16 protein-coding genes are annotated in these 13,683 nt (G+C 65.8%); 6 read left to right on the top strand and 10 right to left on the bottom strand.

The features are described from left to right. Positions 1–31: 31 nt before the first annotated feature. Positions 32–382 carry an antibiotic biosynthesis monooxygenase family protein gene (locus tag ACRQ5Q_RS18265; protein WP_439368755.1) on the bottom strand — a complete coding sequence of 117 codons (351 nt, stop codon included), beginning with the start codon at positions 380–382 and terminating at the stop codon, positions 32–34. 69 nt (positions 383–451) lie between these two features. Next, entirely contained in the window at positions 452–760 is a 309-nt protein-coding gene (locus ACRQ5Q_RS18260) for an NIPSNAP family protein (RefSeq protein ID WP_439368757.1), read from the bottom strand. Positions 761–924: 164 nt separating this feature from the next. Between ACRQ5Q_RS18260 and ACRQ5Q_RS18255 the strand changes: the two genes are divergently transcribed. Together ACRQ5Q_RS18255 and ACRQ5Q_RS18250 are read left to right on the top strand one after the other, a co-directional pair. After that, entirely contained in the window at positions 925–1,623 is a 699-nt protein-coding gene (locus ACRQ5Q_RS18255; protein WP_439399312.1) for a metalloregulator ArsR/SmtB family transcription factor, read from the top strand. A gap of 192 nt (positions 1,624–1,815) precedes the next feature. Beyond that, positions 1,816–2,826, top strand: coding sequence for an alpha/beta fold hydrolase (locus ACRQ5Q_RS18250; RefSeq protein ID WP_439399310.1), 1,011 nt, complete (start codon positions 1,816–1,818; stop codon positions 2,824–2,826). A gap of 127 nt (positions 2,827–2,953) precedes the next feature. Here the strand turns inward: ACRQ5Q_RS18250 and ACRQ5Q_RS18245 are convergent, their stop codons facing one another. Together ACRQ5Q_RS18245 and ACRQ5Q_RS18240 are read right to left on the bottom strand one after the other, a co-directional pair. Further along, positions 2,954–3,232 carry a twin-arginine translocation signal domain-containing protein gene (locus ACRQ5Q_RS18245; RefSeq protein ID WP_439399308.1) on the bottom strand — a complete coding sequence of 93 codons (279 nt, stop codon included), beginning with the start codon at positions 3,230–3,232 and terminating at the stop codon, positions 2,954–2,956. A gap of 204 nt (positions 3,233–3,436) precedes the next feature. Then, positions 3,437–3,751 carry a hypothetical protein gene (locus ACRQ5Q_RS18240; RefSeq protein WP_439368761.1) on the bottom strand — a complete coding sequence of 105 codons (315 nt, stop codon included), beginning with the start codon at positions 3,749–3,751 and terminating at the stop codon, positions 3,437–3,439. A gap of 105 nt (positions 3,752–3,856) precedes the next feature. Here ACRQ5Q_RS18240 and ACRQ5Q_RS18235 point away from each other — a divergent pair, with 105 nt between their 5' ends. Together ACRQ5Q_RS18235 and ACRQ5Q_RS18230 are read left to right on the top strand one after the other, a co-directional pair. Then, positions 3,857–5,815: an alpha/beta hydrolase domain-containing protein gene (locus ACRQ5Q_RS18235; RefSeq protein WP_439399306.1), complete on the top strand. Its 1,959-nt coding sequence runs from the start codon at positions 3,857–3,859 to the stop codon at positions 5,813–5,815. 255 nt (positions 5,816–6,070) lie between these two features. Continuing rightward, positions 6,071–6,223 carry a hypothetical protein gene (locus tag ACRQ5Q_RS18230; RefSeq protein WP_439399304.1) on the top strand — a complete coding sequence of 51 codons (153 nt, stop codon included), beginning with the start codon at positions 6,071–6,073 and terminating at the stop codon, positions 6,221–6,223. 22 nt (positions 6,224–6,245) lie between these two features. Here the strand turns inward: ACRQ5Q_RS18230 and ACRQ5Q_RS18225 are convergent, their stop codons facing one another. Both ACRQ5Q_RS18225 and ACRQ5Q_RS18220 read right to left on the bottom strand, forming a co-directional pair. Continuing rightward, the gene (locus ACRQ5Q_RS18225; protein WP_439368765.1) at positions 6,246–6,593 is read right to left on the bottom strand and encodes a hypothetical protein; all 348 of its coding nucleotides are present in this window, start codon (positions 6,591–6,593) and stop codon (positions 6,246–6,248) included. 95 nt (positions 6,594–6,688) lie between these two features. Then, positions 6,689–8,221, bottom strand: coding sequence for an acyl-CoA carboxylase subunit beta (locus ACRQ5Q_RS18220; protein ID WP_439399302.1), 1,533 nt, complete (start codon positions 8,219–8,221; stop codon positions 6,689–6,691). Between the two features lie 139 nt (positions 8,222–8,360). Between ACRQ5Q_RS18220 and ACRQ5Q_RS18215 the strand changes: the two genes are divergently transcribed. Both ACRQ5Q_RS18215 and ACRQ5Q_RS18210 read left to right on the top strand, forming a co-directional pair. Next, entirely contained in the window at positions 8,361–8,765 is a 405-nt protein-coding gene (locus ACRQ5Q_RS18215) for a DUF4260 domain-containing protein (RefSeq protein ID WP_130369898.1), read from the top strand. Between the two features lie 106 nt (positions 8,766–8,871). Further along, a complete protein-coding gene (locus ACRQ5Q_RS18210) occupies positions 8,872–9,864 on the top strand; it encodes a dienelactone hydrolase family protein (RefSeq protein WP_439368767.1) in 993 nt (330 codons plus the stop codon). Between the two features lie 155 nt (positions 9,865–10,019). Here the strand turns inward: ACRQ5Q_RS18210 and ACRQ5Q_RS18205 are convergent, their stop codons facing one another. The 4 genes from ACRQ5Q_RS18205 to ACRQ5Q_RS18190 form a co-directional block, all read right to left on the bottom strand. Beyond that, positions 10,020–10,838, bottom strand: coding sequence for a penicillin-binding transpeptidase domain-containing protein (locus ACRQ5Q_RS18205; protein WP_439368769.1), 819 nt, complete (start codon positions 10,836–10,838; stop codon positions 10,020–10,022). A gap of 70 nt (positions 10,839–10,908) precedes the next feature. Further along, positions 10,909–11,172 (bottom strand): EscU/YscU/HrcU family type III secretion system export apparatus switch protein, encoded by a 264-nt coding sequence (locus ACRQ5Q_RS18200; RefSeq protein WP_439368771.1) that lies wholly within the window; start codon positions 11,170–11,172, stop codon positions 10,909–10,911. Further along, positions 11,169–12,791 (bottom strand): flagellar hook-length control protein FliK, encoded by a 1,623-nt coding sequence (gene fliK, locus ACRQ5Q_RS18195; protein WP_439399300.1) that lies wholly within the window; start codon positions 12,789–12,791, stop codon positions 11,169–11,171. Before fliK ends, ACRQ5Q_RS18200 begins: the two co-directional genes overlap by 4 nt. A 55-nt stretch (positions 12,792–12,846) precedes the next feature. Then, positions 12,847–13,641 (bottom strand): ATP12 family chaperone protein, encoded by a 795-nt coding sequence (locus tag ACRQ5Q_RS18190; protein ID WP_439399298.1) that lies wholly within the window; start codon positions 13,639–13,641, stop codon positions 12,847–12,849. Positions 13,642–13,683: the final 42 nt, after the last annotated feature.

Raw genomic sequence — 13,683 nt, 5'->3', positions numbered from 1 at the left:
ACGCAGAGATAGGCACGCGTGATCGGACGCGCTAGTGCGCATCATGCACCGCGCGGCTGTCCTTCGGCGCCTCCTCGCGATCGTTCATGCCGTAGTCGCGGATGACGCTGGCAATGCGCAGATGATAGTCGGCGAAGATCTGCGCCCTGCCTTTGGCCTGGGTGCGGCGATGCTCCATGGTGTTGCGCCAGGCCTGCACGGCCGCCTCGTCCCGCCAGAACGACACCGACAGGATCTTGCCCTTCTCGGTCAGGCTCTCGAAACGCTCGACCGAGATGAAGCCGTCGATGGTTTGCAGGAGCGGCTTCAGATCGGCTGCGAGGTCGAAATAGGTCTGGCGGTGTTCCGGCTTGGGCCAGACCTCGAAGATCACGGCGATCATGGGCGTCTCCTCTCATGTGAGCATGATCTCCTCCGGAAAACCGGGTTGCCGGATCATGCTGGCGTGGCGCTACAATACCACCTTGCGCAAAAACGTGCGCTCTTCGGCGAGGATGAATTGGTGTTCCTCGGCGAAGTGGAAGTTCGCCATGCCGTCCGTATCCTGGCGCAGCCGGGCGCGGTAGGCCTCATAGGCGGCGAGGCTTTCGAAGGTGATCAGCGCGAACGCGATGTTGTTGGTGCCCTCGTGCGGCATGAAATAGCCGATCAGGTCGCCGCCGCATTTCGGGATGATGGTGAGCCAGCGTTTTGAATATTCCTCGAACTGCGCGCGCTTGAACGGATCGAGCTGGTAGCGGATGAAGACGGTCACGGACATGGTGGGCTCCTGTTTCCACAGCGTCATTGCGAGCGCAGCGAAGCAATCCAGGAATCCCTCCGCGGGGACAGTCTGGATTGCTTCGTCGCTGCGCGCCTCGCAATGACGAGTTGGTGAGAGGCTACGCGCTTGCCCGACCTCAATGCTTCGGCTACGATCGAAGCATGAAATCAGGACCCGACATCGCCATGGTCGCCTCGCTGGTCGGCGACCCCGCCCGTGCCAACATGCTCACGGCGCTGATGAACGGCCGCGCGCTGACCGCGAGCGAGCTGGCGCAGGAGGCCGGCATCACGCCGCAGACCGCGAGCTCGCATCTTTCCAAGCTCGAGGCCGGCGGGCTGGTCGAGCCGGAGAAGCAGGGCCGCCACCGCTACTACCGCCTTACCGACGACGATGTCGCCGGCGTGCTCGAAGGGCTTGCTGGCCTTGCCGCGCGCACCGGCCACATGCGCGTGCGCACCGGACCGAAGGATCCGGCGCTGCGGCGCGCGCGGATCTGCTACGACCATCTCGCCGGCGATCTCGGCGTGCAGATGCTCGACTCCTTGCGCGAGCGGCATCTGGTCAGGCAGAAGAAGCAGGAGATCGAGCTGACCGCCGAGGGCGAGCGCTTTCTCACAAGACATCTGCAGATCTCATCCGACATGCTGGCCCATCCGCGCCGCCCGGTCTGCAAGGCGTGCCTCGACTGGAGCGAGCGACGTCACCATCTCGCCGGCACGTTGGGGGCCGCCATGATGCAGCGCTTTGCCGAACTGAAATGGGCCGCGCGCGATCCGACGCCCGGCAGCCGCGTCGTGAATTTCACCCGCACCGGCGAGAAGCAGTTTGCGGCACTGTTCGGGGATAGGAAGGATTGATCACGCCGGGCGCGTGAAATCGCACGTTTGCGTGCGAACTCCGGTCGTCGCCATGGCCGGGCTTGACCCCGCTATCCATCCCTGTATGCGCGCTGTCATTCCGGGGCGATGCGAAGCATCGAACCCGGTCTCCAGGTTCCGGGTTCGCGCTGCGCGCGCCCCGGAACGACGCCGCCAGACACGAGATCCCCAATGAACCGCCTCCTCTCCGCCGCACTCGCCGCCGCCCTTCTCGCTTCCCCACTCACATCCACCCACGCCGCCGAGACCGCGCCGCGCGAACCTTACGGCATCGCGCTGGAAGGCTTTGCCTATCCCTATCCCGTGCACTTGCTTCCCGTGGTCAATGACGGCGAGCAGCTCAACATGGCCTATATGGACGTGGCGCCCGCGCAGCCGAACGGCCGCACCGTGGTGCTGCTGCACGGGCGCAATTTTCCGTCGAGCTATTGGGCGCCGGTGATCAGGATGCTGAGCGAAGCGGGTTATCGCGTCGTGGTGCCGGACCAGATCGGCTTCGGCAAATCCTCCAAGCCGGCGGGCGAGCTGCATTTCGACAATCTGGCGCGCAACACCATCGCGCTGCTCGATCATCTCAAGATCGACAAGGCGGAGGTCATCGCGCATTCGCTCGGCGGCATGCTGGGCGTTCGCATCGCGCGCGCCTATCCGGACCGCGTCGCCCATCTCGTGCTCACCGCGCCGATCGGGCTCGAAGACTATCGCCTCTACGTGCCGCCGACTCCGACCGAGAAGATGATCGAGACCGAGGACAAGCTCACCGCGGATGGTTATCGCAAGCAGCTCCAGACCAACTACGCGATCAAGCTGCCGCCTGAGGCGGTCACGCCGTTCATCGATGCCCGCTTCAACATCAAGGGCAGCCCGGACTATCCGCGCTGGCTGCGCGCCTTCGTCTCTTCCGGCCAGATGATCTATCGTGAGCCGGTCGCGCACGAGATCCCGCTGATCGCGCTGCCGACACTGTTCATCATGGGCGCGGACGACCACAACGCGCCGGGCCGGCCGCTCGCGCCGGAGGCGCTGCGCGCAAAAATGGGGCAGAACGCCGAGCTTGCAAAGCAGTTCGCCGCCAAGATGCCGAATGCGCGGGCCGAGGTGATCCCCGACACCGGGCATCTCGTCTTCCTGGAGTCGCCGGAGAAGTACAAGGAGCTTGTGCTGAGCTTCCTCGGCCGCTAGCGACAGTTGCGTGTCGCCGGAGGCAGGAAGCGGGGCACGTTCATGCCGCGCGAGCGAGACAACAGCCACGAATCGAAACGGGGACCGCGATTGCGATCCCCGTCGAAAGCCTGGCCTTGCGCGAAGCCTACCAGTGATGACGGTGCCAGTGCCGGCGACGCCAGCCCCAGTGGCGGCGGCGCCAGCCCCAGTGGCGATGGTGGCCATGCCAATGCACCTGCTCGGGCTTCAGCTGCGCGGCCTCATCGCCGCTGGTGACGGCCGGGTGAGCGTCGGGATTGCCTTCAGGCATCCGGTTCGGACCGACAGGCTGCGGTGATAGCGGCGCAGCGCTCGCGGCAGTAGTGAACGCGGCAGCTCCCGCCGCAGCACCCAATGCAAGTTTCAAAAAGTTCCGACGCTCCATGAGATGTCCTCTAGGCTATCGCGCAAGTCATGCAGGGGAAGTGTCGCGGTCAGGACATGAACCCAAGCTGAATCGCGCATTCAGACTCCTTGCGAAGTGGAATGGCCGTAGGGGGAATGGAGCGCAGCGCAATCCGGGGAACTGTTGCTGCGGATGCACTGTCCCCGATTACGCTGCGCTCGATCCGGGCTACAAAGATCGCAACTACTTCACGAGTTCCTGGGCCAGCACCAGCGTCTCGCGCGAGCGCTTCACGTCGGGCCAGTCGCGGTTGAAGTCGGCCACGAGCTTGTTCAGCGCATCGCCCTTCAGCATCGCATCGAGCTTCGCCTCGTCATCGAACTGATACATCGCTTGGTGCAGCGAGGGATCGTCGAGGCTCCAGAACCGCCAGGCTTTGCTCACGCCGAACGCGTTCACCGCATCGGGCACGTGCTCGGTCTCGTACCATCTGTCGAAGGCGGCGCGCTTGCTCGCATCGGCGACGATGGCGCGGACGACGAAGAAGGCTGCTGGCATCGGATTTCCTCCTGTTGTTTGCCCTCAGGATAGCCGGTAATAATCGCCGCAACAAAAAGCCCGCGTGGCGGAACTTGCCGTCGCGCCAGGCAAGGGAAGGACACCATGCACGGGATCATCTCGGCTCTCATCGCGATCACCTGCCTATGGCCTGCGGCCTCGCCCGCCGAAATCGTCCGCTTCGACATTTTGGAACGCGTGCCCGCCTTCGCCGGAAGAAGTTTCGGCACTGTCGGCACCTATGAGCGCATCACCGCCCGCGCGACCTTCGCGCTTAACCCGTCCGACGACCGCAACGCCGTCATCACCGACCTCGCGCTCGCACCGCGTGGCGCCGACGGCAAGGTCGAAGCCAGTGCCGACGTCGTGATCCTCAGGCCCAGCGATGCCAGCCACGGCAACGGCACGCTGCTGCTGGAAGTCCCCAATCGCGGCCGCAAGCTGGCGCCGCAGCTGTTCGACGATTCCGCACAGCCCGGCGCCAACATCGCGGACAAGGCCGAGGACGCCGGCATCGGCTTCCTGCACCGCCAGGGTTTTACGATGGTCTGGGTCGGCTGGCAGGGCGACATCCCCTCCAAGCCGGGACAACTTGCGATGACGGCACCGGTGATCAAAGCCGTCACCGGCCTCGCGCGCGAAGAAGTGATCTTCGACACCACGATCAATCCCGCGCGCGCGACGCTGACATGGCCCGCCACCGACACCGCCAATCTCAATGTCACCGTACGCGCCGCCTGGGCCGACGCGCGACAGACGCCATCAGGCCTCACGGCAAGGCTGATCGATCCCTCGACAGTGGAGATCACCAGACCCGAGGGCTTCGATGCCGGCGCGCTCTACGAGATCACCTACACCGCGCGCGATCCGGTGCCGCTCGGCATGGGCTTTGCGGCCGTGCGCGACATCGTCAGCTTCCTCCGCCACGACGAAACGCAAGCGAACCCGCTGCTCAATGGCCTGCATCCCTCCGTCAGCCGCGCCATCGGCTTCGGCGTCTCGCAGTCCGGCCGTTTCCTGCGCGACTTTCTCTATCTCGGCTTCAACGAGGATCTCCAGGGCCGCACCGTGTTCGACGGATTGATGCCGCATGTCGCAGGCACGCGGCGCATGGCGACCAATGTCCGCTTCGGCCAGCCCGGCCGCAATCCGCGCCATCCGCAGGATCCGGCGTGGCAGGCCGATCTGTTCCCGTTCACCTATGCGACGTTGAGTGATCCCTATTCCGGCAAGACCGACGGTCTGTTGCGGCGCTGTTCGCTCTCGGCCACCTGTCCGAAGGTGATGCAGACCGACAGCGAGCACGAATGGTGGGCCTCACACGCCTCGCTGCTGGTCACCGATCTCGCCGGCAACCATCTCGACCTCCCCGACAACGTCCGCGCCTACATGATAACGGGCACACCGCATTTCGCCGAAGCTGGGGAGATCATGCGCAAGGGCCTGCGGGCGATGTCGCTGCCGCAGAACCCGATGCATGCGGGCATGCCGATGCGCGCGCTCCTCACCGATCTCAACGCCTGGATCAGCGACGGCATCAAACCGCCCGCAAGCCGCATCCCCATGCGTGCCCACGGCACGCTGGTGCCGGCGCCAGGCGCGGTGCCGACCGACATCCCCGGCCTGCCCTACGCCGGGATCCACACGTTCGCCGTCTTCTCCGACCAGAGCGTGCTGCCGCCCAAGGAGATCGGCCGCTATCCCGTGTTCGTGCCGAAGGCGGACATTGACGGCATGGCCATATCAGGCATCCGCCAGCTTGCGCTCGCCGTGCCGCGCGCGACCTACACCGCCTGGAATCCGCGCGCGCCAGGGTTTGGCCCAACCGCGCTCTATCCGCTGCAAGGTGCGATGGTGCCGTTCGCACCGACCGAGGCGGCGCGGAAGGAAGTGCACGATCCCAGGCCGTCGATTGCGGAGCGATATGCGGATGATGGGGCGTATGTGGCGGCTGTGAAGCGTGAGGCGGCTCGGCAGGTGGCGGAACGCCTGCTGCTTCCGGAAGATGCGGAGCGCGCGGTCGAGGCCGCGAAGCAAGGGAAGTTGGCGAAGCTCGGGCAGTGAGCGAAACGTTGCGATCGTAGGGATGGCGGACGTGCTGCGCCCGGTCTCGTTTCGACGGGCTCAGGGACCATCCGGCCTGCCGCGCCTATCTCGAGCGCGCCACCGCCGCCCCGCTTCATCTAGGCCCGCGCGGACCAGATGGCCCATTTCGCCGCGGCGGATGCAAGACGCGGAGTGTGATGCGCCTCACACAAACAATCCAGCGGCCGGCATACAGTCGCCACCACCGGAACGACGCCATTCGCAAGGTGACACATGGTCCGCATCGAATATCTCAAGCAACAGATCGCCCGCGCCGAACGGCTGGCCAAAGCCATCCTCGACCGGCAGACCGCCGAGCGGCTCCAAGCCTTCGCCGCCGCTTGCCGCACGGAATTGTCGGACCTGACGCTCAAGTCCGCCGCGTGAGGCGTGGGTGACGCTGGATGCGTCACACCAGCTTCAAGGGTGCATCGGCGACGACCCTGAGGTCGATGCTGCCGATCAACGCCGAACGTCGCGCCTCCGCAGCACCGATGGCCTCGTCCGTCTGCCGCAGCGTGCTGACGTTCGAGCCGAGCGAGACGATCCCGCCCAGCACCAGTGCGATTGATCCAAGCGCGGCGGTGTGACCGAAGCCAAACAGACCGAGGATCGTAACCAACAGCAGCGCTGCCCCGCCAGCGATGGCGATCTTGGACGCCAGGATGTACTTGCGGCAGCGCTCGGCGATCTCGGCGAGCCGCTCGATCCGATCTTCGATCTCGGAGATTTCGTCGGTTGGATCGTCTTCGGTCATTGGATCGAGGATGTCAAATCAGAAGGAGCCAGAAGCCCGCATGAGCGAAACGATATGCGCACCCTGTCGCTTTCGCTCATCCGGGCTACGCTATCTCACAACGGCAAATTGTCGTGCTTCTTCGCCGGCATTTCCGTTTTCTTGTCCTTGAGCATCGCCAGCGCGCGAGCGATGCGCTTTCTCGTCGAGTGCGGCATGATGACGTCGTCGATGTAGCCGCGCTCGGCGGCGATGAAGGGCGACAGGAAGCGATCTTCGTATTCCTTGGTGCGGGCGGTGATCTTGTCGGGATCGCCGATGTCGCTGCGGAAAATGATCTCGACCGCGCCCTTGGCGCCCATCACCGCGATCTGGGCGGTCGGCCAGGCGTAGTTCATGTCGGCGCCGATTTCCTTGGAGGCCATGACGTCGAAGGCGCCGCCATAGGCCTTGCGGGTGATGACGGTGACGAGCGGCACAGTGCACTGCGAATAGGCGAACAGCAATTTTGCGCCGTGCTTGATCAGGCCGCCATATTCCTGCGCGGTGCCCGGCAGGAAGCCCGGCACGTCGACGAAGGTGACGATCGGGATGTTGAAGGCGTCGCAGAAGCGGACGAAGCGCGCCGCTTTCCGCGAGGCGTCGCTGTCGAGCACGCCGGCCAGCACCATCGGCTGGTTGGCGACGAAGCCGACGGTGCGGCCGGCGATGCGGCCGAAGCCGGTGACGATGTTCTTGGCGAAGGCTTCGGCGATCTCGAAGAAGTCGCCCTCGTCCACGACCTTCAGGATCAGCTCCTTCATGTCGTAGGGCTTGTTCGGATTGTCGGGGATCAGCGTGTCCAGGGATTCATCGAGGCGCTCGATCGAATCGAAGCTCGGCCATTCCGGCACGCCGTCGGTGTTGTTGGAAGGCAGGAAGTCGATCAGGCGCCGCATCTGCAAGAGCGTCTCGACGTCGTTCTCGAAGGCGCCGTCGGCGATCGAGGAGCGCGTGGCGTGCACCGAGGCGCCGCCGAGCTCTTCCGCCGTGACGACCTCATTGGTGACGGTCTTCACGACGTCCGGGCCAGTGACGAACATGTAGCTGGTGTTCTTCACCATGAAGATGAAGTCGGTCATCGCCGGCGAATAGACGTCGCCGCCGGCGCAGGGGCCCATGATGACGGAGATCTGCGGGATCACGCCGGAGGCCAGCACGTTGCGGCGGAACACGTAGGAATAGCCGGCGAGCGCAGCGACGCCTTCCTGGATGCGGGCGCCGCCCGCGTCATAGAGGCCGATGATGGGCGCACGCGCCTTCATCGCCATGTCCTGGAGTTTCGTGATCTTCAGCGCGTGGGTCTCGGACAGCGAGCCGCCGAACACCGTGAAGTCCTTGGCGAAGACGAACGTCTTGCGACCGTTGACGGTGCCCCATCCCGTGACGACGCCGTCGCCGGGCACCTTGGTCTTGTCCATGCCGAACTCGGTGGAGCGGTGCTCGACGAACATGTCGAACTCCTCGAACGATCCCTTGTCGAGCAGGAGCTCGATGCGCTCGCGCGCGGTCAGCTTGCCGCGGGCGTGCTGCGCTTCGATGCGCTTCTCCCCGCCGCCGAGCTTTGCGCCGGCACGACGATCTTCAAGGGCGTCCAGGATGTGTTTCATTTGCTCCCGCCAGGTCTTAAGTGATGCGGGGTTCTAACACGGCATTTTGCGGACCGGAAAGCCGCTTTCGCCGTCGCAGGGCTGCCCTGCCGTAGCGGGAAAGCGCAAGGGATTACAAAGTTTTGTCCGGGAGAGGAGCATGACGGAAGGAACGGCCGAGACGGGGGCCGCGACAGGCGGCGTCAACATCCTGCTGCGGCTGGAGGGCCTGACCCTGTTCGCCGGCATGGTGATGCTCTACTGGGCCTGGGACGGGTCGTGGCTGGTGTTTGCCCTGCTGTTCTTCGTGCCCGATCTGAGCTTCCTGGCATACCTGTCCGACGCCAAATTCGGAGCGATGGTCTACAACGCCGCCCACAGCTACATGGCGCCGGTGGCGCTGCTGACGCTCGGCTTCGGCCTTGCCTCGCCCCTCACGCTATCCATCGCCTTGATCTGGCTCGCCCATATCGGCATCGACCGGGCGCTCGGCTACGGCCTGAAATATTCCGCGGGCTTCGGCTTCACCCATCTCGGCCGGATCGGGCGGCAGAGGGACGCCTGATCCGGCCCGCAAGATTGCCGCGCCGACCGGTTGGCCGGCTTTCGCGCGTCAAATTGACAGCGCACAGGCCCGTTGCTCTACTCTCCGAAAAACAGGGGAGGACCTGATGCCGACGGCATTCCGCGCCGCCATGGTGCTCATTGCGCTCTGCGTTTCCAGCGTGCTCGCCAATGCGCAGGCGCTTCCCAAGGAAGTCGCAACGCGCGCCGAGATCTACCCGATCTCCTCGCTCACCCTCTCCGATCAGCAATTTTTGAGCGGCGATGCAGCCGCGGGCAAGGCAGTGACGGTTGCCGGTGAATTCCGCGTTGCCCAGGGCACGGGCAAGCTGCCGGTCGTAGTGCTGATGCACGGCTCCAGCGGTGTCGGCGCCACCACCGAGGCCTGGGTGCACACGTTCAATGCCATGGGCATCTCGACCTTCGTGATCGACGGTTTTACCGGACGCGGGCTGACGGTGGTGGGACCGAACCAGGCCCTGCTCGGCCGGCTCAACCTGATCGTCGACATCTACCGCTCGCTGGAGATCCTGGCGAAGCACCCGCGGGTCGACCCCGACCGCATCGTGCTGATGGGTTTTTCGCGCGGCGGACAGGCGACGCTGTATGCGAGCCTCGAGCGCTTCAACAAGCTCTGGAACAAGTCCGGCATCCAGCTCGCAGCGTACATCCCGTTCTATCCGGATTGCTCGACGACCTATGTTGGCGACACCGACGTCGCGGCGCGCCCGATCCGCATCTTCCACGGCACGCCCGACGACTACAATCCCGTCAGGAGCTGCAAGGCCTTCGTCGAGCGGCTCAAGAGCGCCGGGCGCGACGTGGTGCTGACCGAATATCCCGACAGCGCTCACGGGTTCGACAGCGGCCTGCTCGGCGTCAACACCGTTGCGGTCTCCGCCAACGCGCAGACCGTGCGCAACTGCAAGATCAGGGAAGGCGACGGCGGCGTGCTGATGAACGGCGATACGAATGCGCCCTTCACCTACAAGGATTCCTGCGTCGAGCTCAATCCGCATGTCGGCGGCAATCCGGCGACCGCCGCGGAGTCGCGCAAGGCGGTGGAGGAGTTCTTGCAGGTGTTGTTCAAGCTGGGATGACTGCTCCACACGCGCCGCCGTGGAGTGGGCAAAAGCGCCGCATACTCCGTCATTGCGAGCACAGCGAAGCAATCCAGGGTCTTTCCGCGGCAGCAGTCTGGATTGCTACGTCGCAAGAGCTCCTCGCAATGACGGTGGGCCGGGCGGCGACAGCGCTATATCGCGCCGATCTCGGCGAGGCAGGCTTGCGTCAGCGGCATGCGCTCGCCGACAAGGCGAGGCTCCCCGCAATCCATGTTGAGCGCGAACACGGTATGCGCCTCGCCCTTTTCCGCCCAGCCGACCATCCAGCCGAGCGACGGCTCGCCGCGCTCGGCGCCAAGCAGGCCGGACTTGGCGCGGATGATGCTGTCGCCGACCTTGGTCACCGGCAGGATGTCGGCGACGAGGTCCTGACTGCGCTTTGAGATCGGCAGCGCGCGGCGGCGCAGACGGTCGACGAAGTCGATCTGCTCGACCGGATCGATGCGCAAATTGCCCGTGAGCCAGAACTGATCGATGCCGCCGCCGATGTCGCGATTGCCGTAGTCGAACGCGTCGACATATTTTTGCATGCGCTCCTGCCCGATGCGGCGCGCGATCTCCTGATAGACCGGCACCGCGCTCACCGCGATCGCGCTGCGCAGCGTGTGATCCTTGTTCCAGGCCTCGATCGGCCGCTTGACGCCGTCCCAGGGAAGCACGTCCTTGTCGGGATCAGTGACGACACCGGTCTCCAGCGCAATCAGCGAGTTCGGAATCTTGAAGGTCGAGGCCGGCAGCTTCCCCTCGCCCGAGCGCTCCTTGTCGCTGGCGACGATCAGATAATCCTCGACCTTGTAGCCGACGAAGGTACCTGATGTGCCGAGGTCGGTGAAACGTTTTGCAAGGCTGTCGCGGATCTCGTTGCGCGGCGGCGCGACATGGGCGAGCGCGCGTGATGGCAGGGTGGCGGCTGCGGCGAGAAGGCAGAGGGTGGAGCGGCGGGTGAGCAAGATTGGGTGACCGTTGAACGATGAAGGCACGCGCGACCATGCAGCCGCTACGTGGTGAAACGATGACAGGCTATCTCGCCCGGCCCGAGAGCCGCAGCACGAACACCAGCACTTCCGCAACCGCCTTGTAGAGATCCGGCGGGATCTCCTCGCCGAGCTCGACCTTGGAGAGCGCACCGGCCAAAACTTCGTTCTCCTCGATCGGGATGTCGTTGGCTTTCGCGATCTCGACGATCTTTTCGCCGATCGTGCCCTTGCCCTTGGCGACGACGACGGGCGCGCCAGATCCCTTCTCGTAATGCAGCGCGATCGCGAGCCTGGATGGATCGCTCATGTGGCGCGGTCCAGGAAATGGCCGACGCGGGCCGGCGCCGGCTGCGGCGGGGTGCCGTCGCGCACCACGATGTCGCCGGGCTTGAGCTCCGCGCGCGTCAGCGCCTGATTGAGTTCGCCGATGCCGGCGCGGAGTTGCTGCGCGGTGGCCGGCCGCTCCGCCCACATCCGCACGAAGGTCTTGTCGCCGTTCAGCGTGATCAGCGCGTGCACGGGCCCGGCCGGCTCGACATTGAGCGTGAAGCGCGCACGCCAGGCGCGCCTGGCGGGATCGGCAGATTCACTGCCGCCGTCGCGCGAGATCTCGAACTGCGCCATCGCGGTGCCCTGCGGGGTCGCGAACGGGATCTCGAAATTCCACTGCGGCCCGGTCGGATCGACGCGGTGACCGCTGGCGTTGGTGCGATCGGGGAGCGAGGCGACCTGCAACAACGTCTGCCGCGCGATCGCGGCATCGGTGTCATCGAGCAGGCGATGCACCGTTGCGGAGAGGGGTGTATCGGGCGCGAGCGACGGCGCGGCAATGGCCTGCGGCGCCGGCAGCGCGCCGCGGAACGGTGGTGGTGTGGTCGCGCGCGCGGCGGCCTCGAAGATGTGGCCATCCGGCACGGCCTTGTTGGAGCCCGGCACTTTGCCGAGCATGCGCGGCAGGTTCTGCGTGACCTCTTGCAGCAGGCTCGCGGCAACGCCTGCGGACATGGTTCGCGGCGCCGGGCCTGGCGGATTGCCGCCCGCCATCTCGGCCAGCACGGCGGCGGCAAGCGCGCCCCGCGACGATTGCATCGGTTGGGTGATCTGCGCTTCGGGCGACGGCAATACTGCGTGCGTGGCCTCACTTGCCGGCGGAGCTGCGGAAGCTGCGGCCTGTGGCGTGGCCGCGGCACTCCTCGGCGCAGCGCCTTGCGCCGGCGCCTGCGGCACGGTGGTCTCAAGAGTGGCCAGTGTCTGGCGCAGCACCAGCAGCGCGGCCTTCAGGTCCGGCGTCGCGCCAGCAGACGGCGTTGTGCCCGCGGCCAATGAGGCTTCGAGGAAGAGCCCGGACTTCTGGAACGCGGATTCGATATCGCCGCCATCGAGCGCGATGTTGAGCGGCGTCTGCTGCGCGAGCACGTGGAGCATCGCCTGCTTCAAGCCCGCTGGCAAATCGCTGCCGGTGACGACGGAGGCGAGATTGGCGAACAGCGGCGCCTGGCTGCCCTGTTTCGTGACGGCCTCGGCCGAAGCGGCAGTGACGGCGACCTGCTCGGACGGGGTGAGGGTATTGCGCACCGCGACTGCCAACGGCGCAAGCGGCGCGCTGTCCACCAGCGAAGCCGCCCGCGGCGTCAGCGTGATCTGATCGGCAGTCGCCTCGCCTGCCCCGTTCATCATGGCGAGTCCGATCGTGCCGTCGTTCTGCGAGACCGCGAGCTGGAGGTTTTGCCCCGGCGTCAGCGCCACCGCCGACATCACGTCCATGGACACGTTGGCGATCGCGATCCGCACCAGATTGTCGGCCATCACGCTGACGACCCTGGCATCGACGACGCTGCCGGCCTGGAGCACGAGATCGGGCGTCGCCGCATCAGCCAGGGGGCTGGCGGCACTGACGGGAACGATCGAGCTTATCGGCGTCGGCATCTCAGGGGCCCGGGGACTGCAATTCCCACCCTAAGGCCCCCTCGTAAACCTCTCGTTAAGAACCTTCGGGCGCGGGCGGCGTCACCGCCGCCAGAACCGTCACGGCGGCCTGAAAATCCATAAGGCGGGCAGCGCGGCGGGCGGCCGCTTCCTCGTCAACGCCCCATTGCTCGGCGTTCCAGTCCTCGTCGACATGGGCGGCGGCCCAGACCTGGTCCGCATTGCGCACGCCATGGGCGAGCGCCAACGCCAGCAGCGCCGAGCCGGTCAGGGTGGTCACCATGTGGAGGGCTGCGACCGACCAGGGATCGCCGGGCAGCGCGGCCCGTGCGGCCTTCAGCGCCTCGTCCGGCTGCTTCACATGCATGACGCCCTCGGACAGGATGAAATGCGCCCCCAGCGTCTCCGCAGCCCAGAACAGCACGGGGTCCCAGTGCGCGGCCTCGCGGGCGACCAGCCCTTCGGGATGGCCGGCGCGATAGAACAGCAGGTCGGACTCGAAGTATTTTGCGAGATCGTCGCTGACGAGCGCGACACGATCGATGACGCCCTCGACCACGCTGTTGGCGATCCTGGTCAGCGGCATGGTGACGGGATCGATCGTCTCGCCCTGCGCCGCCCATTCGGCGGCCACAGCATCGGCGAGAGCGCGCGCGGGGATCACCACCTGACGGCCGGACGGCGTGCGGATCGGCTTGCCATCGAGCGTGATGGCAAAACCGGCGTCGGCATCCGCGACGCCGGCCGCCTTGTAGAAGCGCTTGCGCAGCGGCGTGCGGGTGGACTGGCGCGCCGATTCCCGGGGATCCGGCGGGGGCTGGCTTGCCGCTTCTTCGAACAATTCGCGCATGTGAGTTTTCGGTCCCGGTCACTGGATGCTAGGCTTGTAAGA

This window comes from Bradyrhizobium sp. PMVTL-01, from assembly GCF_051861855.1.
In the GTDB taxonomy this organism is placed as follows: Bacteria; Pseudomonadota; Alphaproteobacteria; order Rhizobiales; family Xanthobacteraceae; genus Bradyrhizobium.
Note: the sequence above shows the minus strand (reverse complement) of the source record. Positions and strands in the feature narration are given on the sequence as shown.